This is a genomic window from Kitasatospora sp. NPDC059747 (assembly GCF_042732955.1).
Classification (GTDB): Bacteria; Actinomycetota; Actinomycetes; order Streptomycetales; family Streptomycetaceae; genus Kitasatospora.
Genome location: NZ_JBHWGV010000055.1, coordinates 28,935 through 49,968, shown reverse-complemented (window position 1 = coordinate 49,968; position 21,034 = coordinate 28,935). Strand labels below are relative to the sequence as shown.

The following is a 21,034-nucleotide window of genomic DNA, read 5'->3' as shown; positions in this document are numbered from 1 at the left end:
CTCGCTCGCGGCTCGTCGGGCCCCTCGGGCAGGTGGGGGGGGCGGCTCGGGGGGTGCTCGGACGTTCGGGGCGCTCAGGGGTGTTTAGAACGTCGTTCAAACTTCTCGGGCCATTGAACCCGGCCCGGGCCGCTCTGTCCAGCGTTGCGGCTCCGCGCCGGTTCGGCGCGCCGGGGCGGCGGGCGGGGTGAGCGGGGCGCGCGGGGGAGGGGGCTCGACGGCGGGACGGGCCGGCGCACGGCGCGGGGAGGGCACGGTTCCGCGCGCCGGGTGTGCGCGGGATCGGCGAGGGGAGGGCTCGAATGCGGGCTCTGCGCTTCGCAAACCCGTCCGGCGCGGGCAGTTGGATCACGCGAACCTCCCCGTGCCCCTTTCACCCCACGTGATCGGACGCACACTGTTGCAAACGCCGTCAGCTGGGCATGAGGATGGTGGTCGGAACGAGGAGGGCCACCCGGCGGGCGGGGGATCCTGCCCGGGGGCCCGGATGCGAGGGCGGGGGCAAGTGGTGATGGACGGTCAGTCGCGATTCCCGCGGCAGCGGACGAGTTCGGGCGACGCCTACCGGTCCGGGCCGGTCCAGGCTCCGGGCGGCACGACGGGGACCGCCCTGCCGGGTGCCACCGCCCCCGGCTGCGCGCTGCACCGCCGGCTCCATCTGACGCTCGACCCGGCCGACCTGGTCGCCGTCGGCTCGGTCCGGCACCGGCTGCGCACCGCACTGAGCCACTGGGGGGTGCCGGAGCTCTCCGACACCGCTGAGCTCCTCTCCTCCGAGCTGGTGACCAACGCGCTGCTGCACACCGGCAAGGGCGCGGTGTTCGACGCGGTGCTCGGCACCGACCACCGGCTGCGGATCGAGGTGCAGGACGGCGCGACCCGGCTGCCCGGCCGCCGGCGCGACCCGGACGCCGAGTACGCGACCTCGGGCCGCGGGCTCATGCTGGTCGAGGCGCTCGCGGACGCGTGGGGCGTCCAGCTGCGCGGCGACGGCAAGGTCACCTGGTTCGAGCTCGCGACGCCCTGACCGGACCCGCGGCCGGGCCTACGGCCGGATCCGAAGCCGGTGCCGCGGCCGGTGCCGCGCCGGTGCGCCGCGGAAATCGCCGGAGCGCGCGACCCGCCCGCAGAATAGTTCGGATGCGGTTCATTCGTCGTCGAAGGACGCCCTGAACAGAAGGCGGAACAGAAGATTTCCGGCCCGTTGCCATTGCCGCTGGGCCGAACATTGGCCAGGATGGTGGGAATGTGTGACCACGTGCGGAGAGCAGCGGGGAGACGGTACCTCGACTGACCGCCGCAGGCCGGCACCGTCCGATCCAGCACCACCCACCACATCGCCACGCGGTCCGGCCGGACGGTCGGCGGGTCCGTCACGGCAGCGGCAGGAGCAGCATGCCCACTGAGCCCGAGTCGCCGGGGCCGGCGCTTCCTCCCGGCGCGTCCACGGCCGACCCGCCGGTCGGCTCACCCGGTCCCACGACCACGGGCACCGGCCGGGCGAAGCCGCCCGCCCAGGCCGTGCGCCGGCGCCCGCTGCGCACCGCCCCCGGGGCCGTCGGCCGCCTGGCGCCGATGCTCCCCGGCGGGCTGCCGTCGGCCGCCGGCGACGCCATGCCGGACTGGCTGGAGCCCGCGATGGCCGCCAACGGCATCGGCTCCTTCGACTGGGACATCCGCCGCGACGTGCTGGAGGGCGACCCGCGGGCCTGCGCGATCATCGGCCTGGACGAGGTCGGCCAGGGTGCGTTCGACCGCACCGCCGCCTCCTTCCTCGCCCTGCTGCACCCCGAGGACGCGCCCGTGGTGCGCCGCCGGGTCGAGCGCGCGGTCGCCGAGCTCGGCCAGTGCGGCGCCTACTACCGCACGGTCGGGCCGAACGGCACCATGCGCGCCGTGCGCTTCCGCGGCCGGGTGCTCGCAGACGCCTTCGGGCGCGCCTCCCGGATGGTCGGCTTCGTCTGGGACGCCACCGTCGAACTGCACAAGCGCGACCGCGCCGACCGGCTCGCGCTGCTGCGCGAGGAGCGCTCCCGCTTCATCAAGGAGGCCGCCCGCGCGCTGTCCGAGGCGGTCACCGTCCGGGACGTCGCCCGGGTCTTCACCGAGCTGCCGCTGCCCGGGCTGCCGCCCGACGGCCTGGTGCTGGCCGCCTTCGAGGCCGGGCGGGCCCGGATCCTCGGCGCCTCCGGCTACCGGCCCGGCGCGCTCGCCATCTGGGACCGCACGCTGCTGCCGGCCGGCCACCCCGCCGCCGAGGCGCTGCGCCACCGCGCGCCGGTGTTCGTCTCCTCCCGCGACGAGTACCGCGACTGCTACCCCGACGTGTGGGAGCCGACCAGCCGCAACGGCCGCGGCTCCTGGGCCTACCTGCCGCTGGTGGCCAGCGGCCGGGCGATCGGCGTGTGCGTGGTCAGCTTCGACGACGAGCGCGAGCTGGACGCCGACGAGCGGACCCTGCTGACGACGCTGGGCGGCCTGGTCGCCCAGTCGCTGGCGCGGGCCCGGCTGCACGACGCCGAGCACGAGCTGGCGGCCGGCCTCCAGCGGGTGATGCTGCCGCGCACCGTGCCGTCCGTACCGGGCGTCACCACGGCCGTGCGCTACCTGGCGGCCGGCTCCGGGCTGCAGATCGGCGGCGACTGGTACGACGTGGTGCCGCTGCCCGGCGGGCACGTGGGCCTGGTGATCGGCGATGTCCAGGGCCACGACGTGCACGCCGCCGGGATCATGGGCCAGCTGCGGATCGCGCTGCGCGCCTACGCGGCCGAGGGGCACCCGCCGGCCGCCGTGATGGCCCGCGCCTCCCGCTTCCTCGCCGACCTGGACACCGACCACTTCGCGACCTGCACCTACGCCGAGGTCAACGTGGACTACGGCGTCGTCTACGCGGTGCGGGCCGGCCACCTCGACCCGGTGGTGCGCCGCTCGGACGGCACCGCGGCCACCGTGCCGGTGGCCGGCGGCCTGCCGCTGGGCATCGACCCCGACCAGGAGTACCGGGTCACCCGCTTCAGCCTCGACCCGGGCGAGACAGTGCTGCTGTGCACCGACGGCCTGGTGGAGTCCCGCGGCATGGACCTGGACGAGGGCGTCGCCCGGCTCACCAGGGCGCTCGCCGAGCCGCTCCCGCCCGCCGAGGAGGCCGCCCGCGACCCGCTGGAGGACCTGGCCGACCGGATCGCCTCCCAGGCCGCCGACTCCAGCGAGCGCGAGGACGACATAGCGCTGCTCCTCCTGCGCTGGGACGGGCCGGCCGGCGGCCTGGCCGCCCAGCAGCTGCGCCGCCGGATCGGCCAGGCCGACCTCGCCCGCATCGCCGAGGTGCGGGCGGAACTGCGCGACGCGCTGCGCCGCTGGGGCGTCGCCGAGTTCATCGACACCGCCGAACTGCTCTCCTCCGAGCTGGTCACCAACGCCATCCGGCACACCGACCGGGACGCCATGTTCACCGCCCGCCTCTACCGGGAGGCGGCCTCCGACGGCGGCCGGGCCCGGCTGCGGGTCGAGGTGGAGGACGAGTCGGACCTGTGGCCGACCCGCCGGACACCGGGCGAACAGGCCTCCTCCGGACGCGGCCTGATGCTCGTGGAGGCGCTCGCGGACGCCTGGGGCGTCGAGCCGCGCGGCTCCGGCAAGCGCATGTGGTTCGAACTCAGCGGCGGCGCCGCGGCCGCGTAGGAGCCGCTGCCGCGTAGGAGCGCGCCCGTGCCGCGGCACTAGCCGAACTGCTGCTCCAGGTCCTTGAGCTTCTGCTCCAGCGAGTCCAGCCGGGGCAGCGTCACGGTGTCCTCGTCGGCGGTGAGGTCGATGGTGCGCAGCTCGGGGCGGGCCGGGAGGCCGGGCGGCACCACGGTGCCCCCGGCCGCGGCCTCGACCCCGCGGGGGCCGGCGGAGCGCTCCGCCCCGGGCCCGCCGGCTATGGCGGGCTCCGAGCCGGCGGACTCCAACTGCCGGGCGCCGCCGCGTCCGCCGCGCCAGGCGCCGTTGCTGCGGCTGATCGCCCGGATCTCGGCGCGCTCCCGGCGCCCGGCGAGCTTGCGGCGCTCCTTCTCCGCCACCCGCTCCCGCTTCTCCTCGCGGACCTCGTCCACCGCCTCGTCGAGGCTGCGCACGCCCTCCAGGAGCATCAGCGACCAGGCCGCGTACGTCTCGCGCGGCGCGCGCAGCCAGCGCACGATGCGGATCTGCGGCAGCGGCCGCGGGACGAGCCCCTGCTCGCGCAGGGCGGCCCGGCGGGTCTGCTTGAGCGCCCGGTCGAACAGGATGGCCGCCGAGAGCGACATCCCGGAGAAGAACTGCGGGGCGCCGGCGTGGCCGAAGCCGCGCGGGGCGTGCACCCAGTTGAACCAGGCGGAGGCGCCGGCGAACAGCCACACCAGCAGGCGCGAGCCGAGGGCGGCGTCGCCGTGGCTGGCCTCGCGGACGGCGAGCACCGAGCAGAACATCGCCGCGCCGTCGAGCCCGAACGGCACCAGGTACTCCCAGCCGCCGGAGAGGTTCAGGTTCTGCACCCCGAAGCCGACCAGGCCGTGGAAGGAGAGCGCGGCGGCGACGGCGGCGCAGCAGAACAGCAGCGTGTAGGAGGCACCCCCGTACAGGGATTCCTTGCGGCGGCGCCGTTCCTCGGTTCGCTCCCAGGTGTCCGCGCCCGCGGCGGCGGATCCCCGGCTCCGGGCCAGGGCCAGGAGGAGTGCGCTGACCAGCAGCCCTACGCCTCCGGTGACGGCCCAGCCGAGCGGTATGTCGGACAATTTCATCGCCGGGACCAGCCTCGCTTTCCTGCGTCGCGTTCCTGCGTCGTGATGGCGGGGACCATCATGACGGATGCGTGCCGAAGGAATGGCCGATTCGCCGTCAATGCGCTGAGTAGAGGGATTTCTGACCCCAACTCAATCGCATTTTCGTATCAATGTGCGGCGGACGATTGCCGGAATTCCGGGCTTTCCGGATTCCCGCTCGCACGTCCTTTCGTCAATTCCGCGTGACGCGCGGGCAGCCGCCGCACATCGCCGCGGGCTCGGCGGTGTAGACGAGACAGCAGCTGGCGCGCGCCCGGTCGGTACCCGAAGGACCGCCGGGGCCGCCGCCCCGCGGGCCGAAACCGGCGCCCGGGGTGAAGGGGGACGGGCCCGGGGTGGAGGTGGTGGCCGCGCCGGGCGCGCACGCCGGGGCGGCCGGGTCCAGCAGGGCGGTCAGCTCGGTCCGCGCCCGCTCCTCCTCGCCGAGCAGTCCGGCGACGTGCCAGAGCCCCTCGACCGCCGCGTCGGTGGCCATCGCCCACAGCACGCGCGGCCCGCGCCGCACCTCGGGGCGGAACGCGGCCAGCACCGGCGCGAGGAACCCGCCCACCGCCCGCCGGAGTTCGGCGGCCAGCGCGGCCCCGCCCGGCACCGGCCGGGCCTGCGGCAGGCCGGCGGCCGGGTCCTCGGGCAGGCAGGCGAAGGCGCCCGGGCGGACCGTCACCTCGCCGGTGCGGCGGCGCAGCGAGACGTCGGCGGGGGTGAGCAGCGGGACGCGCCGCTCCAGGAACCACGGCGCGGTGAACAGCAGGGAGGCGGGCCAGGCGAAGCGGTGCAGGGCGAAGCCGGCGGCGACGTCCGGGCGCAGCGGCTGCCCGTAGCGGGCGAGGCCCTGGCGGGCGTCGTGGGCGATCAGGTCGCGGACGGCCCCGGGGCGGTCGGCGAGGTCGGCGGCGGGGATCCAGCCGTGGCCGCGCCGGGGCGGGGCGCAGTGCACGCGCAGGACGGGGGAGAGGACGGCGAGCCGGCGGTATGCGGTGGCGCAGGGGTCGGCGGGATCGGAGGCGTCGGGGTGGGGGCCGACCGTGGTGGTGTGCGGGGCGCGCGGCGCGGGGCCGGGCCGGGTGCTGCTCGCGGTGGCGCTGGTCGCGGTCATGGGCGGGCCCCATCGGGTCGTCCGGGCCCGCCGGCGGGTGGCACGGCGGGGCCCGCCGGACCGCTGGGCGGAGCCCCGGCGCGCGCCCGCGCCGGGCCGGGGCATGGCGGTGCCCGGGAGCGGCAAGGCGAACCCGGCCGGGGCGCTGCTCTCCCCGGCCAGGTTAGGCTCACCTTAGCTGATGCTGCCCCTGGTCTCCCGTCCGATGCGTCCGTCCGGGGGAGGCGCCGGAGCGCGGCCCGCGCCCAGCTGGCGCGCGAGCCACACGGGTACGCCTCCCAGGGCGTGGACGAGCCGGGTGGCCTCGGCGCGCAGCCGCGCCGCCTCGGCCGGTTCGGACACCTCGGCGAGCGCCGCGAGCGCCGGTGCGACGCCCACGGTGAAGCCGAGTTGCTCGCGCAGGCGCAGCGAGGCGTCGAAGCCCTCGCGGGCGTGGCCGTGGTCCCCGCGCGCGAGCGCCAGTGCGGCGAGGTGGCGCCAGGTGTAGGAGCGCAGCAGCTCGTCGCCGCGCTCGCCGGCGCCGTCGTGCGCCCTGCGGTAGGCGATCCAGGCGGCACCGCGGTCCCGCAGGAGGTTCTCCGCGACCAGGCCGCGGCGGAAGTCCAGCAGCGGGCGCCCGGGGGCGTCCGGCGGGAGCAGTGCCGAGGTGCGGCCGAACGCGGCCTGCGCCTCGTCGAGCCGGTCGCGGGGGCCGAGCACGCTGGCGAGGTACGCCAGGAAGCCGCGGGCGCAGGCGGCGGCCGCGCGCTGCTCGGTGGTGGTGACGCCGGCCTCGGCCAGGCGCAGCGCCTGTTCCGCCTGCGTCCAGTGCGCCGCGGTGAACAGGCAGCGCTCGATGAGGAGTTCGGCGCGCCCGAGGGCGACCGCCGGATCGTGTTCGGCGGCCGGTCGCAGCACGTCGGCGGCCTCCTGCCAGCACCCCCGGGACCGTAGCCGCCACACGGCGTCCCCCGGCTCCTCCGGTGCCGCCCGCCCCCGCCCGTCCGGGCCGCTCGGGCCCCATCCGTGCTCCGACAACGCCACCTCCTTGTGTGCGCCATCCAGCATCGGCACGGCACCCCGCAGGTCCTGGCGCCGGGCTCCTGCTCACCTTGCGGGCGAGGGGAGTTCGGCGACAGGACGGGGTCCGCGCTGTGGCGGCAATTCAACACGCGGGTGAGCTTGTGCACCAGATCACGAGCGCAGGTTGTTGCGTCCGCGGAGGAATCGATCCAGTGGGGCGGGCGGGGTCAGGAGGTCCAGCCGGTCTCCATCAGTGCCTCGGCGGCGCCGTTGGCGGGCTGCGGGACGCCGGCGAGGTCCAGGCTGAACAGGGCGACCAGCAGTTGTTCGCCGCGGACGGTGGCCTGGTGGGAGTAGCCCGCGAGGGTGAACATCGCGGCGGCCATCTCCTCGGCGTGCAGGGTCTGCAGCCACAGGCACTCCACCGACTTGACGTCGGCGGGCTCGGTCCAGGTGTCGACCTGGGCGACCATCCGGCTGCCCAGCAGGGTGACGCCGTCGCGCTCCTGGGCCTCCGTCAGCTCCAGGTCGTCGAAGCCGAGCCACTCCAGGTAGCGGGCGGCGGTGAACACGGCGTCCTGGGAGGTGCGCACCGGGTGCGGGCGGAAGGGCGCGCGGTGGCGGAAGGGCTTGGCCTGGCCGCCGCTGCCGCCGGGCGGGGCGGGCACCGGGGCGTTCATCGGGTGCGCCGGGTACGGGCGGGCGGGCTGCGGCCCGGTGCCGCCGAGCGGGGCGGCGGTGCCGCCGCCCAGGCGGGTGGTGCGGTCCACCGGCAGGCGGACGGTGGCGCCGCAGTTGCAGGTGAACTCGGGCTGCGGCCACTGGTCGGAGCGCCCGCAGTGCGGACAGCGCATGCTCAGCCAGGAGTCCTCCCAGGAGCGGAAGCGCACCTGCACGGGCACACCGCCGCGCAGCAGCGGCACCTTCAGGGAGGCGCCGCAGGGACAGGGCAGCGAGGGCGGTTCGTAGAGGTGTTCGCGGCGGCAGGCCGGGCAGCGGATCGCCCGGCCGCCACCGCCCGCCCCCGGCCCGTGGCGAGCGGGGTCGTGTCCGGTGAAGTCGTCGGGCAGTCCGGCCATCTCGGGCTCCGTCCGTTCGAGTCGGGTGGGAGGACGCCTCCCATGCTCCCTGAAACCGGGGCCGATGGACGCGGAATGGGGCAATCCTCAGGGAGAGATCAGGGGTGTGCGGCCGGTCGGTGTGCGGAGCGTGCGGTGGGGCGGCGCGGGCCGGTGGTGTGCGCCGGGCGGATGGTCACCCGGCGGACCAGCGGGCCAGGTCGGCCGGGGTGTCGAGGTCGTCCGGGACGGCGATGTCGGCGCACTCGACGAGCGTGATCGCGTCCGCGTGCGCCGTCAGGAGCGCGCGGGCTCCCGCGTCGCCCGTCGCGCCCCGGGCGGCCTCCGCGAAGTGCCGGGCGCCGATCAGCACCGGGTGCCCGCGCCGTCCGCCGTAGGCCGCCGCGGCGAGGTCGGCGCCCGCCCGGTGCGCGGCCAGCAGGCGGGCCACCGCGGCCGGGGTGACGCCCGGGGTGTCGACGAGCATCACCAGCACCGCGGACGCGCCCGGGGCGAGCGCGGCCAGGCCGGCCCGCAGCGAGGAGCCCATGCCGCCCGCCCAGTCCGGGTTGGCGACCAGACGGCAGCCCGGCAGGTGGGCGGTGGCGCGGACCTTCTCGCGCTCGGCGCCCAGCACCACCGTCACGTCCGTGCAGCCGCCGGCCCGTACGACGGCCACCGCATGTTCGACCAGCGGCCGGCCGTCGTAGCGGATCAGCGCCTTGGGCCGCCCGCCGAGCCGGCGCCCGCCGCCGGCGGCGAGCACGAGCGCGGCGACCGGCGCGGAGGGCCCGGGAGTGGTCTGCATGGGCCCAGCCTGCCCGCCCGGGGCGCCGCCGCGCATCGTGGGAACCCACAGTTGTACGAATCCACAAGGCGAAGCCGCAGGTCGTGGCCGGTCCCCGGCGGTTCGGCCGCTGGCGGTGCGCCCCCGCGGCCCCTGTACTTGGCAGATGAACACCGCACCGCGCCCGCTGCTGGACCGCTTCGGCCGGGTCCACACCGACCTGCGGGTCTCGCTCACCGACCGCTGCAACCTGCGCTGCACGTACTGCATGCCGGCCGAGGGTCTCGACTGGCTGCCCAAGGCCGAGGTGCTCGGCGACGACGAGGTGCTGCGGCTGGTGCGGATCGCCGTCCGGCGGCTCGGGATCACGTCGGTCCGGCTCACCGGCGGCGAGCCGCTGCTGCGCCGCGGCCTGCCGGACCTGGTCGGGCGGATCACCGCGCTCGGCCCCGAGGTGTCGCTGACGACCAACGGCATCGGGCTCGCCCGCACCGCCGCCGCGCTGCGCGAGGCCGGGCTGCACCGGGTGAACGTCAGCCTGGACACCCTGCGGCCCGAGCGCTACGCGGCGATCACCCGCCGGGACCGGATCGCCGACGTGTTCGCCGGCCTGGCCGCGGCGCAGGCCGCGGGCCTCGCGCCGGTGAAGGTCAACGCCGTGCCGGTGCGCGGCGTCAACGACGACGAGATCGTGCCGCTCGCCGAGTTCGCGGCCGAGCACGGCTACCGGATGCGGTTCATCGAGTCGATGCCGCTGGACGCGCAGGGCGCCTGGGACCGTTCGACGATGGTCACCGCCGACGAGATCCTCGCCGTCCTCGGCGCCCGCTGGGACCTCGTCCCGGTCGGCCGGCACGGCAACGCCCCCGCCGAGGAGTGGCGCATCGCCGGCACCGACACCGTGATCGGCGTGATCGCCTCCGTCACCCGCCCGTTCTGCGGCGGCTGCGACCGGGTCCGCCTCACCGCGGACGGGCAGCTGCGCAACTGCCTGTTCGCGACCGAGGAGTCCGACCTGCGCGCCCTCCTGCGCGGCGGCGCCGACGACGACGCGGTGGAGGCGGCCTGGCGCGCCACCATCGGCCGCAAGGGCCCCGGACACGCCATCAACTCCGAGGGCTTCGTCCGGCCGGAGCGCCCGATGTCCGCGATCGGCGGATAGGGCGCGCCTTTCGGCAATTGTGATCTTCGACATGCTCCTTGGGGTTCGCGTGGCGTCGCCTTGACCCGCTCTTGGGGCGGCTGATCTGCTGGTGCGCCGTCAGACCGCCCCTCACCCCGGGAGTCCTCCGTGCCCGCCCGCCGCACCGCGCTGTCCGCCGCCACCGTGTTCCTCATATGCGTGCTCGCGCTGGCCGGGTGGCTCGTCGGCGGGCGCGACGGCACTCCGCACGTCCGGGCCGGGGGCGCGGGCACCAGTCCGCTGGAGAACCCCGACGGCACCAAGCCCGGTCTCGCGCCGCTGAGTTCGCCGCAGGACCGCAAGGCCGGCCGCGACCTCATCGCGAAGGTCGCCACCGCCGCCCCCGGCCCGCGGGACGGCTACGACCGGAGCGAGTTCGGGCCCGCCTGGACCGACAACGTCGAGGGCGTCCCGCTCGGGCGCAACAACTGCGACACCCGCAACGACCTGCTCGCCCGCGACGGCACCGCCGTCGAGCGCAAGGACGGCTCGGACTGCGTCGTCACCGCGATGACCATCCTCGACCCGTACACCGGCACGACCGTCCGGTGGACCAAGCAGCAGGCCACGAAGATCCAGATCGACCACGTGATGCCGCTCTCCTACGACTGGCAGATGGGCGCCGCCACGTGGGACAAGGCCAAGCGCGTCCGGATCGCCAACGACCCGCTCAACCTGATCCCCGCCGACGGCTCCCAGAACGCCTCCAAGGGCGACTCCGGCCCGGCCGCGTGGCTTCCGGCCGACACCGAGATCCGCTGCGCGTACGCGGTGCGCTTCGCCCAGGTGTCGCTCAAGTACCAACTCCCGGTCACCGAAGCCGACAAGAAGACCATGCTCGAACAGTGCTCCGCCCGGTGAACGCCCGATCCCGCCGTCCCCGCAGGTCCCCGGCGTGACCGGAGCACCGGCCAGGTGGTATTCGTGGGCGGTGGACTCGATGATCCCCCGGTACCCGCGGCGCGCCCTGCCGGCCCTCGCCGCCGCCCTCGCCGTCGCGCTGCCCGCGGGCTGCACCGGCTCCGTCGCCCCGGGCGGCGCAGCGGGCACCGCCCCCCGCGCGCCGATCGCCGAACGGGTCTCCGACACCGCCTCCCCGGCCCTGCGCGCCCTCTACGACCAGCGGATCGCGTGGGCGCCCTGCAGCGACGACGGCAACGGCGACCCCGAGGAGACGGTCGTGCAGTGCGCCGTCCTCAAGGTGCCGCTCGACTACGCCGACCCCGGGGGCGAGACCATCGACGTCGCCCTCGCCCGCGTGCCCGCCGCCGACCCGGCCCACCGCCTCGGTTCGCTCGTGCTCAACCCCGGCGGCCCCGGCAACTCCGGCGTCTCCCAGGTCCAGTGGGGCTGGCGGAGCTTCGACACCCCGCTGCACGACCACTTCGACCTGGTCGGCTTCGACCCGCGCGGCGCCGGGCGCACGATCCCCGTCACCTGCCTCGACGACCGCACCCGCGACGAGTGGACCAGCACCGACGACCCGTCCTACGACCACGGCCAGGTGCTCGCCGACGCCTGCGGGGCCAAGTACGCCAAGGTGCTCCCGTTCGTCGGCACCCGCAACAGCGCCCGCGACATGGACGTGCTGCGCAGCGCCCTCGGCGACCGCAAGCTCGACTTCCTCGGCCTCTCCTACGGCACCTACCTCGGCGCCCTGTACGCCGAGGAGTTCCCCGAGCGCACCGGCCGGCTCGTCCTCGACGGCGCCGTCGAGCGCAGCACCGACCTCCTGCACATGAACGGCGAGCAGGCCGCCGCCACCGAGACCGAGTTCACCGCGTTCGCCGCCGACTGCGCCTCGGCCGAGGACTTCTGCCCGCTCGGCACCGACCCGGACACCGCCCCCAAGCGGCTCGCCACGTTCCTCGACGGCCTCAAGAAGCACCCGCTGAGCACCTCCGGCGGGCGGCCGGTCACCGCGACCCTCGGCTGGAACGGCGTCCTCAACGTCCTCTACGACGGGCACCGTTCGTGGGAGCGGCTGCGCGCGGCCATCGAACCCGCGATCACCCGCGCCGACGGCGACGAACTGCTCAAGCTCGCCGACGCCAACACCGGCCGCGACGAGGACGGCCACTTCGAGACGCCCGCCGACGCGTACGCCGCGATCCACTGCGCCGACGCCCCGCTGGCGCCCACCGACGCGGACCTGCGCGAGGCGCTCGCCGACCTCTCCGCCCGGGCCCCGCTGACCGGCTCGCACGACACCCGGGCCACCCTGCTCGACCCCGACTGCCGTCCCTGGCCCTACCGTTCGACCGAGCAGCCGCACACGGTGCGGGCGCCGGGCAGCGCCCCGGTCCTCGTCGTCGGCTCCACCGGCGACCCGGTCACGCCCTACCCGTGGGCGCAGCGGATGGCGGCGGGCTTCGAGCACGGCGTGCTGCTGACGCGCGAGGGCGACGGGCACACCGCGTACGACAAGAGCGGCTGCGTGCGCGGCGCGGTCACCTCGTACCTGGTGGACGGGCGGCTGCCGGAGGCGGGCACGCACTGCGCGACGGACTGACGGCCGGCCGTCGACGCGCCGAGGGGCGCACCGCGTGGTTCGCGGTGCGCCCCTCGGGGTTCGTCCGGCTCAGGAGGACGGGGCCGCCGTGAGGTCGTAGAACGTGGCGCCGCCGACCGTCTTCGCGGTGAAGTGGCCGGTCACCCACGCCTCGATCTGGGCGCTCTCGTTCTGCTGCCCGCTGTCGTCGCCGGCACCGCCGCCGCCGAAGCCGCGGTGCGAGCCGCCGCCGATGAACCAGTGGATCCTGCCCTCCTGGACGTACTTCTGGAAGTCGGCCAGGCTCAGCGACGGGTCGGTGCCGTTGAAGCCGCCGAGGGCCATCACCGGCTTGCCGGTGGCGAGCTGGTAGCTCGCGGCGTTCTGGGAGCCGGTGGTCGCGGCGGCCCAGGTGTAGTGGTCGGCGTCCTGCTTGAGGAGGGCCGCGGCCTCGTCGCCGACCTTGGTGCCGCCGAGCAGGCCGCCCATGCCGCCCATGCCGCCGCCCGTGCCGCCGGGGCCGCCGAAGCCGCCCGCGCCCTCGGGGTCCGCCGCGCCGGGCATGCCCGGGGTGCCGGTGCCGGTGCCGGTGCCGTTGCCGCGCTCGTGGCGACCGCCGTCGGCGCTGCCGTTGCCGGAGCTGTTGCCGGAGCCGTTGCCGGCACCGGGGAAGCCGCCCTGGCCGCCGCCGAAGCCGCCCGGGAAGCCGCCGCCGTTCTGGCCGTGCGGGGCCCGGCCGCCGGGGAAGCCGCCCTGACCGCCCTGACCGCCCTGCCCGCCGGGGAAGCCCTGCCCGCCGGGGAACTGGCCGCCGAAGCCCCGGCCGTTGCCCGTGGCGCCCTTGCCGCCCCGGCCGCCCTTGCCGAACGAGCCCGGCCCGAACGCGCCCTTGACGGACGGCCCGGCCGTGATGATCGAGCCGTTGTGCGCCGTGCCGACGGTGTCCACCGCGTACGCCGCCGGGCCGCCGAGCGCCGCCGCGAGGCCCACGAGGCCGGCCACCGAGGCGATCCGCGCCCCGGTCCGCCCGGAGGTCCGCCCCGCGAACTGCCCGGCCACCAGCGCGGCCGCCGCCGCGAGCCCGGCGGCCAGGACCGCCCAGCGCAGCCACGGCAGGAAGCCCGAGCTGCGGCCGAGCAGGACGAACGCCCACACCGCCGTCGTCGCGAGGGTGCCCGCGAGGACCAGCGCGTACGGCAGGCGGTGGCGCGCCCGCCACAGTCCGTCCACGCCCATGCCGACCAGTGCGGCGACGGCCGGGGCGAGCGCCACGGTGTAGTACTGGTGGAAGATCCCGGACATGAAGCTGAAGATCAGCGCGGTGGAGACCAGCCACCCGCCCCAGACCAGGAACGCCGCGCGGGCGGTGTCGGTGCGGGCGTAGCGGCGGGTCGCCCAGAGCGCGACCAGCAGCAGGATCAGCGCGGCCGGCAGGAGCCAGGCGATCTGGCCGCCGATGTCGCTGCCGAACAGGCGGGTGATGCCGGTCTGGCCCCAGCCGCGGTTCTTCATCCCCTGCGCGGCGCCGGCCGGCAGGTCGAGCCCGGCCGGGAGGCGGCCGCCGCCGCCCACGCTGCCGCGCTCGTTGCCGTCGACCCGGCCGAGGCCGTTGTAGCCGAAGGTGAGCGACAGGAAGCTGTTGTCCTGCGAGCCGCCGACGTACGGGCGGGCGGAGGCGGGCAGCAGTTCGACGACCGCGACCCACCAGCCGCCGGCGACGGCCAGCGCGACGCCCGCGAGCAGCGTCTGGCGCACCCGCCGCCACAGGCCGGTGGGCGCCACGACGAGGTAGATCACCGCGAAGGCGGGCAGGATCAGGAACGCCGCCAGGGTCTTGGTGAGGAACGCGAAGCCGAACACGGCGCCGGTGAACAGCAGCCACCGGGTGCTCGCCGTCTCGATCGCGCGGATCAGCCCGTACGCGCCGACGGTGAGCAGCAGGACGAGCAGCGCGTCCGGGTTGTTGAAGCGGAACATCAGCGCCGCCACCGGGGTGAGGGCGAACGCGGCGCCGGCGAGCAGGCCGCCGAGCGGGGAGAAGCGGCGGCGCACCGCCGCGTACAGCACGCCGACGGTGGCGGCGCCCATGAGCGCCTGCGGGGCGAGGAGCGACCACGACGAGAGGCCGAAGATCCGCGCGGACAGGGCCATCGGCCACAGCGACGCCGGGGGCTTGTCGACCGTGATGAAGTTCGAGGCGTCGGAGGAGCCGAAGAAGAACGCCTTCCAGCTCTGGCTGCCCGCCTGGACGGCCGCGGAGTAGAAGGCGTTGGCCCAGCCGGAGGCGCTGAGGTCCCACAGGTAGAGGACGGCGGTGGCGGCCATCAGGCCGAGCAGGGCCGGGCGCACCCAGCGGGGGTCGTCGGCACGGCCGCGCCAGGCGCGGGCGGGGAGGGTACGCAGTCGGCCCGACCAGGAGGCCGGGCCCTTGGGTCCGGCCGGCGGCAGGGACTGCTCGGGGAAGAGCGGTGCCGGGACCGGTGCGGGGGCCGGCTGGGGCACCTCCGGCGGCGGGAAGTCCGCGGCCTCGGGCCACGGTTCACCGGCCGGCTGGGTGTAGCTGGTCGTGGTCATGCGCCATACCGTGCGTGGCGCGCCTGAGAGAAGCGTGAGACGGGACTGTGAGCCGGGTGTGATCTAGGGTTTCACGCCCGGTTCGGCCGTTCTTGGCGGCCCGACGGGACGGCTCGCCGCACGCTCAGGCGGGCTGGGGCATGACCAGGTGCTTGCCGAGCCACTCCAGGGCCGGGGGGATCTCGCGGGTCCAGGTGTGGAAGTTGTGGCCGGCGGTGTCCAGGGTGATCGTGGACATCTTGGTCGGGGCCTTGAAGGCGCCGACCATGGCCTGGGTCTCGCCGTAGTTGTTCTCGTCGTTGGCGGTCGTCAGCAGCAGCGAGACCGGGGCGGGCGGCTGGTTCTTCAGCCGCCACAGGAGGTCGTTCTCCTGCTTCAGCTTGTCGCTGCCGCCGAACAGGTCGCCGGTGGTCTCGTCGTGGGCCGCGCTGTAGTAGCCGGAGAGCGCGATCGCCGCGGGGTAGGAGTCGGGCTTGCGCAGGGCGAACTTGAGCGCGCAGTAGCCGCCGGTGGAGTTGCCGATCACGGCCCGGTTGTCCGGGGCGGTGCCGATCCGGTAGGTGGTGGCGAGGGCCTTGGGCAGGTCGGTGGTGAAGAAGGTCTCCACCTGGGGGCCGTTCGGCACGTCGACGCACTCGGTGTCCCGGTTGCCGACGAGCGTGGGCCTGGTCATCACGAGGATGGTCGGCGGCAGCTTCTTCTGGGTGATCGCGTCGAGGGTGGACGCCGGGTACTGCATGAGCGAGATCAGCTTCTCCGGGGTGCCCGGGTAGCCGGTGAGTACCAGGGCCATCGGGAAGCGCTGCTTGGCGTAGTCCGGCTGGAAGTACTGCGGCGGCAGGTAGACGTAGGCCTCGCTGGTCAGGCCGCTGCCCGCTCCTTTGACGTCGACCTTCTGGATCAGGCCGGAGCGCTCGGGGTCCGAGCCCTGGGCCGAGTAGAACTTCTGCTCGCCGGTCACGGCCACGCCGGAGGCGTTGGGCGTGTGGTCGACCACGGTGCCGTTCTTGCCGCTGGTGCCGAGCAGGTCGGTCCACGAGCTGTAGAAGCCGAAGTAGCTGTTGGCGACCAGGCCCATGGCGATCAGCACCGAGACCTGGGTCGCGAGGAAGGCGCCGATCCGGCCGAGCCAGGACTTCCAGGTCCGTCCGCCGAATCTCGGCCACAGCCACATGGTGGCGGCGAAGACGGCGATCGCGATCACGGACGCGACGATCTGGAGGGGGAGGCCGGTGAGACTGAGCACGGGCCCGATGGTAGTTGACCGCCGCAGGCTCCCCGCGCGCCCCTCGTGCGCGCCCGTACGCTCCTTGTGCGCCCTGTTGACCTTGCTGTGCACGCTCCGGGACGATGTCCCGCGGGATACGTGCACGTAGTGTGCGCGGCGCGTGCGGGGGACGACACGTGGGGGCGGGGTTCATGAGGTCCATCACCAAGGCCGGTCTGGCCGTCGGATCGGTGCTGCTGCTGGCGGCCTGTTCCAGCGGGGGAGGGCGGTCGGCCGCGGATCCGAAGCCGTCCGGTGGTTCCGCCGCGCCGCCGGCGCCGACCGCCACGCCCCGGCCGACGCCCACCCGGCCCGCGTACGGGCCCGTGCTCACCGGAGCCGTCGACCCGGTCACCACCGCGCTCGGCAAGGTGACCTCGGCCACGACCCTCGCCGACCTCGACACCGACCTCGCCGGGATCGCCACCAGCGCCAAGGCCGCGAGCCTCACGCTGCGCACGGCCGACCAGCCGCCCGAGGTCGGGATCACGCAGAGCGACCTCGCCTCCGCCCTCACCCAGCTCGGCACCGAGATGGCGAAGATCCAGGGCGACATCAAGCACAAGACCGTGTGCGGGCTCGGCGCCGGCCTCGCGGAGGTGGGCCAGGCGGCGAGCCTGAAGGCCGTCACCGCCTCCCTCGCGAAGATGGCGACGGCCGGCTACCCGACCACCTTCGCCGTCCCGCAGCTCCCGGCGGCGCAGAACCGCACGCTGGACAACGGCACGCTGGTCCGCAAGGGGCGGCTGAACGGCGAGGGCGTGTTCAAGGTCGACAACGGCGGCTCGTCGGACGCCGTCGTCACGCTCGCCCTGGACGGCAAGGCGGTCAACTCGGTGTACGTGGCCAAGGGCTCGAACGCGAGCATCGAGGGCGTCCGGGACGGGACGTACGAGGTCTACTTCTCGGGCGGCGTGGACTGGGACAACGACGCGAAGGCGTTCACCCGGAGCTGCCGGTTCACCAAGTTCCAGGACACGCTGGCCTTCGAGACCGGGCGCACCGCCACGTCGTGGTCGGTCACCCTCAAGCCGGTGGTCGGCGGCAACGCCAAGACCGAGGACGTGGACCAGAACAACTTCCCGCAACCGTAGCGTCCTTGACGTTCGACGGCGTTCCCCGGCCTTTTTCGGTCAGGACTGTTGACCCCTTGAAGTGGCCATGGCACTTTCGTGCGGCGCGGGCCTCGGCGACCAGTCGGGCACCCCGCGATCCCCCACAAGGAGAGCCATGTTCAAGAGACTTGTCGCCGTCGCCGGCGCGAGCGCGGTCATCGCCGGCGGGCTGACACTCGCCGCAGCCCCCGCACAGGCCGTCCAGGCGGCCGACCTCACGGCGACCATCGCGCTCGACGACTGCTCGGCCTCGCTGGTCCGCTACCCCGCCTCCGTCGACGGCGACCGGGCGCTCATGCTCACCAACGGCCACTGCCTGCCCACCATGCCGAGCGCCGGCCAGGTCATCCAGAACGTCCCCGCCAGTCGCAGCGGCACCCTGCTCGACGGCGCCGGGAACAGCCTCGGCACCGTCCAGGCCGACAAGGTCCTGTACGCGACGATGACCGGCACCGACGTCACGCTCTACGAACTCACCGACACCTACGGCGCGATCAAGAGCCGCTACGGCGTCACCGCGCTGACCGTCAACGACGGCCACCCGGTCAACGGCGCGGCGATGTACATACCCTCGTCGTACTGGAAGCAGGTCTGGAACTGCTCCGTCAACGGGTTCGTGTCCACCCTGCGCGAGGACCAGTGGACCTGGCACGACTCGCTGCGCTACAACTCCGGCTGCAACACCACCCACGGCACGTCGGGCTCGCCCATCATCGACTCCGCGAGCGGGCGGATCGTCGGCATCAACAACACCGGCAACGACGACGGCCAGATGTGCACCCTCAACAACCCGTGCGAGGTCGCCGCCGACGGCAGCACCACCGCCACCAAGGGTCAGAGCTACGGCGAGGAGACCTACTGGTTCACCACCTGCCTCGGCGCGGGCCGGGCCATCGACCTGAACGTCGCCGGCTGCCTGCTCACCAAGCCGGGCGGCGGCAGCTCCGTGTCGGTGAGCAGCCCCGGTGACCAGTCGACCACCGTCAACGGCTCGGTGAGCCTCCAGCTCCAGGCCTCCGGCGGCACCGCGCCGCTGTCGTACTCCGCCACGGGCCTGCCCACCGGCCTGTCGGTCGACTCCTCGACCGGCCTGATCTCCGGCGCGGTGAACACGATCGGGCAGTTCCCCGTGACGGTCACGGTCACCGACGCGACCGGGGCGACCGCGACCACGAGCTTCAACTGGTCGGTCCTGGGCGCGGGTGGCTCCTGCACGCCGGCGCAGCTGCTGGGCAACCCGGGCTTCGAGACGGGTACGGCGGCGCCGTGGACGGCGTCGAGCGGTGTGATCGACAACAGCGCGTCGCAGGCGGCGCACGGCGGCAGCTGGAAGGCGTGGCTGGACGGCTACGGCTCGGCGCACACGGACACGCTGTCGCAGACGGTGACGATCCCGGCGGGCTGCAAGGCGACGCTGAGCTTCTGGCTGCACATCGACACCGCGGAGACGGGCACCACGGCGTACGACAAGCTGACGGTGTCGGTCAACGGGACCACGCTGAAGACGTACAGCAACGTGGACGCGGCGGCCGGCTACCAGCAGCGGACCTTCGACCTGTCGGCGTACGCGGGCAAGAGCGTCACGCTGAAGTTCACCGGCACCGAGGACGCCTCGCTGCAGACGAGCTTCGTGATCGACGACACCTCCATCCAGACGAGCTGACGGACCGCTGACCGGCGGTGGCTCCTGCCGCGCGGTCCGGCCGGCCCGGCTGGCTAGACTGCGCGGCATGCCTCCCGTCCTCCGCCTGAAAGGCCCCCACGACCACCACTCCCGCGAGAGCCACGCGCAGGCCTGCACGGCCGCCGTCGCCGGCCTCGCGCTCGACGCCGGGGTGACCCGGCTGACGCTCGACAACCCGGCGCTGACCGGGTTCTTCTCGTTCTCCCAGCGCCGCATGGGCATCAACGGTGACGGGCTGCACGGCCTCTTCGACTATCGACAGCGGGGCTACCACGACGGCGCCGAGGTGCCGTTGGCCACCGGACTGGCGCTGGTGCGCGCGATGGTGCTGCGGCACGGCGTGTGGTGCCGCCTCGACGGCGACGACGGGTTCTTCGTCCACGTCGACGACGAGGGCGAGTTGTACGTCGGCGGGGCCTTCCCGGGTGCCGCCGTGGAACGGGTTCGGGCGCTGGGACTTGACGTCGACGAGGTCCAACAGTCGCCGTACGTGCGGGAGTTGGACGATGTGGCCGACGCGCGCCCGGCCGACGACGCGTTCTGGGCGGAGGTCGGCGCGCTGGCCGAGGCCCGCGGCGCGGTGCTGCTTGAGGAGCAGTACGTCCGCAACGGCCGCCGGTGGTACGAGATCTCCTCCGTCGAGGAGGTCGCGACCGTGCGGGCGAAGCTGACGCCCCGCGCCCGGCTCGCCGTCTGGCCGGCCCTCTCGCCCGACACCGACGCCGTCCTGGCCGCGATCGAGCGGCGCGGGCCGGTCGCGCTGCTCGTCGAGGAACCGCAGCTCGGCGACTCCTTCCCGGCGTGTGTCGCCGAGCGGCACACGTCCGTGCGCAAGGGCCGGGCTGCGCTGATCCCCGTCGATGCGGCCGATCGCCACCCGCTTCTGTCCGCCGAACTCCCGGACCTGGATGGCGTGTTGCGCACCCGGTGGCGCCTCCAGCCGACCCGCGCCGAGCGGCTGCGGACCTACCTCGGGACGCTGTGGGCCGGCGACCGGGTGCGCGGGGTGGTGTCGACGGGCCTGGACGACATCGGTGTGCACGTGAACCTCGGCGACGGTGTCGGGCGGTACGCCGGATTCCTGCGCGTCCCCGACATGTCCTGGAGCCGCTTCGACTCGGTGGAGGACGTCGCGCCGGTGGGCCGGGAGATCGAGGCGCTCGTGTTGAACGTCGAATTCTCCTGGGAGCAGGTCAACTTGTCGGTGAAGGGCCTCCTGCCGGACCCGTGGCAGCTCTTCGCCGACACCGAGCCGGTCGGGCGGATGTTCACCGGAGTGGTCCGCAAGCTCCTCGTGCCGGGGGCGCTCGTCGACCTGCGCAACGACGCCGGCCTGGAACTGGGCGGCCTGCTGCCCGCCGAGGACGTCCCGTCCTGGGTCGAGGAGGGCTCCGAAATCGCCGTCGTCCTGGAGGAATTGGACCTCGACCGGCGCCGCATCCTGCTCCGGCCTAAGCTGAGCGGATGATCAAGCCGATTGAGTTGGTGATATTCGACTGCGACGGTGTCCTCGTGGACAGCGAGGTCATCGCCGCCCGCGTCCAGATGCGCCTCGGCGCGGAGCTGGGCTGGCCGCTGACCCTGCCCGACGTGGTCGAGCACTTCATCGGCCGCTCCGAGGCCGCCAACCACGCGGTGGTCGCCGAGCGGCTCGGCACGGCGACCGCCGACCGCTGGCGCGCGCGTTTCGTCGAGCTCCACGCCGAGGCCGTGGAGGCCGAGTTGGAACCGGTGGCCGGGATCCGCGAGGCGCTCGCCGGGATCGCCGAGCTCACCCTGCCGACCTGCGTCGCGTCCAGCGGCTCGCACGACAAGATGCGCCACACCCTCGGCCGCACCGGCCTGTACGAGCACTTCGCCGGGCGGATCCACAGCGCCACCGAGGTGGGGGGGGGGCGTCGCCGGGCGGCGGCGCCGCCCGCGCGGGCCCCGCCTGGTCCCGTCTAGCCCCCCTCCCGACGCGCACGATGGGGTC

At 74.6% G+C, this 21,034-nt stretch carries 15 protein-coding genes and 2 pseudogenes; 10 read left to right on the top strand and 7 right to left on the bottom strand.

Translation table 11 applies throughout. From position 1 onward, the window contains the following. Nucleotides 1–511: 511 nt before the first annotated feature. Nucleotides 512–1,027, top strand: coding sequence for an ATP-binding protein (locus ACFV4G_RS23750; protein ID WP_380443545.1), 516 nt, complete (start codon nucleotides 512–514; stop codon nucleotides 1,025–1,027). 368 nt (nucleotides 1,028–1,395) lie between these two features. Then, nucleotides 1,396–3,681, top strand: a complete 2,286-nt coding sequence (locus ACFV4G_RS23745) for a SpoIIE family protein phosphatase (RefSeq protein ID WP_380443543.1) — start codon at nucleotides 1,396–1,398, stop codon at nucleotides 3,679–3,681. 38 nt (nucleotides 3,682–3,719) lie between these two features. Here the strand turns inward: ACFV4G_RS23745 and ACFV4G_RS23740 are convergent, their stop codons facing one another. From ACFV4G_RS23740 to ACFV4G_RS23720, 5 genes are all read right to left on the bottom strand, one after another. Next, nucleotides 3,720–4,760 carry a DUF2637 domain-containing protein gene (locus ACFV4G_RS23740; RefSeq protein ID WP_380443542.1) on the bottom strand — a complete coding sequence of 347 codons (1,041 nt, stop codon included), beginning with the start codon at nucleotides 4,758–4,760 and terminating at the stop codon, nucleotides 3,720–3,722. A 214-nt stretch (nucleotides 4,761–4,974) separates the two neighbouring features. Further along, a complete protein-coding gene (locus tag ACFV4G_RS23735) occupies nucleotides 4,975–5,898 on the bottom strand; it encodes a (2Fe-2S)-binding protein (RefSeq protein ID WP_380443540.1) in 924 nt (307 codons plus the stop codon). 174 nt (nucleotides 5,899–6,072) lie between these two features. Then, nucleotides 6,073–6,945, bottom strand: a complete 873-nt coding sequence (locus ACFV4G_RS23730) for a hypothetical protein (protein WP_380443538.1) — start codon at nucleotides 6,943–6,945, stop codon at nucleotides 6,073–6,075. A 182-nt stretch (nucleotides 6,946–7,127) separates the two neighbouring features. After that, entirely contained in the window at nucleotides 7,128–7,979 is an 852-nt protein-coding gene (locus tag ACFV4G_RS23725) for a hypothetical protein (RefSeq protein WP_380443536.1), read from the bottom strand. A gap of 175 nt (nucleotides 7,980–8,154) precedes the next feature. Continuing rightward, nucleotides 8,155–8,766, bottom strand: a complete 612-nt coding sequence (locus ACFV4G_RS23720; protein WP_380443534.1) for an NTP transferase domain-containing protein — start codon at nucleotides 8,764–8,766, stop codon at nucleotides 8,155–8,157. A gap of 145 nt (nucleotides 8,767–8,911) precedes the next feature. Between ACFV4G_RS23720 and moaA the strand changes: the two genes are divergently transcribed. From moaA to ACFV4G_RS23705, 3 genes are all read left to right on the top strand, one after another. Next, a complete protein-coding gene (gene moaA / locus ACFV4G_RS23715) occupies nucleotides 8,912–9,907 on the top strand; it encodes a GTP 3',8-cyclase MoaA (protein WP_380443532.1) in 996 nt (331 codons plus the stop codon). Between the two features lie 129 nt (nucleotides 9,908–10,036). After that, a complete protein-coding gene (locus tag ACFV4G_RS23710) occupies nucleotides 10,037–10,789 on the top strand; it encodes an HNH endonuclease family protein (RefSeq protein WP_380443530.1) in 753 nt (250 codons plus the stop codon). 79 nt (nucleotides 10,790–10,868) lie between these two features. Beyond that, nucleotides 10,869–12,440 carry an alpha/beta hydrolase gene (locus tag ACFV4G_RS23705; RefSeq protein ID WP_380443528.1) on the top strand — a complete coding sequence of 524 codons (1,572 nt, stop codon included), beginning with the start codon at nucleotides 10,869–10,871 and terminating at the stop codon, nucleotides 12,438–12,440. Between the two features lie 69 nt (nucleotides 12,441–12,509). Here the strand turns inward: ACFV4G_RS23705 and ACFV4G_RS23700 are convergent, their stop codons facing one another. Together ACFV4G_RS23700 and ACFV4G_RS23695 are read right to left on the bottom strand one after the other, a co-directional pair. Then, nucleotides 12,510–14,993, bottom strand: a complete 2,484-nt coding sequence (locus ACFV4G_RS23700) for an ArnT family glycosyltransferase (protein WP_380443526.1) — start codon at nucleotides 14,991–14,993, stop codon at nucleotides 12,510–12,512. A gap of 124 nt (nucleotides 14,994–15,117) precedes the next feature. After that, complete coding sequence (locus tag ACFV4G_RS23695; protein WP_380443524.1) at nucleotides 15,118–16,239, bottom strand: alpha/beta hydrolase; 1,122 nt, start codon at nucleotides 16,237–16,239, stop codon at nucleotides 15,118–15,120. Between the two features lie 173 nt (nucleotides 16,240–16,412). Here ACFV4G_RS23695 and ACFV4G_RS23690 point away from each other — a divergent pair, with 173 nt between their 5' ends. From ACFV4G_RS23690 to ACFV4G_RS23670, 5 genes and pseudogenes are all read left to right on the top strand, one after another. After that, entirely contained in the window at nucleotides 16,413–17,354 is a 942-nt protein-coding gene (locus tag ACFV4G_RS23690; protein WP_380443522.1) for a hypothetical protein, read from the top strand. A 67-nt stretch (nucleotides 17,355–17,421) separates the two neighbouring features. After that, nucleotides 17,422–18,108: pseudogene (locus ACFV4G_RS23685) on the top strand (trypsin-like peptidase domain-containing protein); the annotation flags it as partial. 204 nt (nucleotides 18,109–18,312) lie between these two features. Beyond that, nucleotides 18,313–19,038, top strand: a pseudogene (locus ACFV4G_RS23680) (putative Ig domain-containing protein); the annotation flags it as partial. A gap of 67 nt (nucleotides 19,039–19,105) precedes the next feature. Further along, nucleotides 19,106–20,527 carry an RNA-binding protein gene (locus ACFV4G_RS23675; protein WP_380443521.1) on the top strand — a complete coding sequence of 474 codons (1,422 nt, stop codon included), beginning with the start codon at nucleotides 19,106–19,108 and terminating at the stop codon, nucleotides 20,525–20,527. Further along, nucleotides 20,524–21,006, top strand: coding sequence for an HAD family hydrolase (locus ACFV4G_RS23670; RefSeq protein ID WP_380443519.1), 483 nt, complete (start codon nucleotides 20,524–20,526; stop codon nucleotides 21,004–21,006). Before ACFV4G_RS23675 ends, ACFV4G_RS23670 begins: the two co-directional genes overlap by 4 nt. Nucleotides 21,007–21,034 lie beyond the last annotated feature (28 nt).

Bases quoted from the DNA above. Each gene is read 5' to 3' on its own strand.
- ACFV4G_RS23750 (WP_380443545.1), top strand. From the start codon at position 512: ATGGACGGTCAGTCGCGATTCCCGCGGCAGCGGACGAGTTCGGGCGAC.
- ACFV4G_RS23745 (WP_380443543.1), top strand. From the start codon at position 1,396: ATGCCCACTGAGCCCGAGTCGCCGGGGCCGGCGCTTCCTCCCGGCGCG.
- ACFV4G_RS23740 (WP_380443542.1), bottom strand. From the start codon at position 4,760: ATGAAATTGTCCGACATACCGCTCGGCTGGGCCGTCACCGGAGGCGTA.
- ACFV4G_RS23735 (WP_380443540.1), bottom strand. From the start codon at position 5,898: ATGACCGCGACCAGCGCCACCGCGAGCAGCACCCGGCCCGGCCCCGCG.
- ACFV4G_RS23730 (WP_380443538.1), bottom strand. From the start codon at position 6,945: ATGCTGGATGGCGCACACAAGGAGGTGGCGTTGTCGGAGCACGGATGG.
- ACFV4G_RS23725 (WP_380443536.1), bottom strand. From the start codon at position 7,979: ATGGCCGGACTGCCCGACGACTTCACCGGACACGACCCCGCTCGCCAC.
- ACFV4G_RS23720 (WP_380443534.1), bottom strand. From the start codon at position 8,766: ATGCAGACCACTCCCGGGCCCTCCGCGCCGGTCGCCGCGCTCGTGCTC.
- moaA (WP_380443532.1), top strand. From the start codon at position 8,912: ATGAACACCGCACCGCGCCCGCTGCTGGACCGCTTCGGCCGGGTCCAC.
- ACFV4G_RS23705 (WP_380443528.1), top strand. From the start codon at position 10,869: ATGATCCCCCGGTACCCGCGGCGCGCCCTGCCGGCCCTCGCCGCCGCC.
- ACFV4G_RS23700 (WP_380443526.1), bottom strand. From the start codon at position 14,993: ATGACCACGACCAGCTACACCCAGCCGGCCGGTGAACCGTGGCCCGAG.
- ACFV4G_RS23690 (WP_380443522.1), top strand. From the start codon at position 16,413: ATGAGGTCCATCACCAAGGCCGGTCTGGCCGTCGGATCGGTGCTGCTG.
- ACFV4G_RS23675 (WP_380443521.1), top strand. From the start codon at position 19,106: ATGCCTCCCGTCCTCCGCCTGAAAGGCCCCCACGACCACCACTCCCGC.
- ACFV4G_RS23670 (WP_380443519.1), top strand. From the start codon at position 20,524: ATGATCAAGCCGATTGAGTTGGTGATATTCGACTGCGACGGTGTCCTC.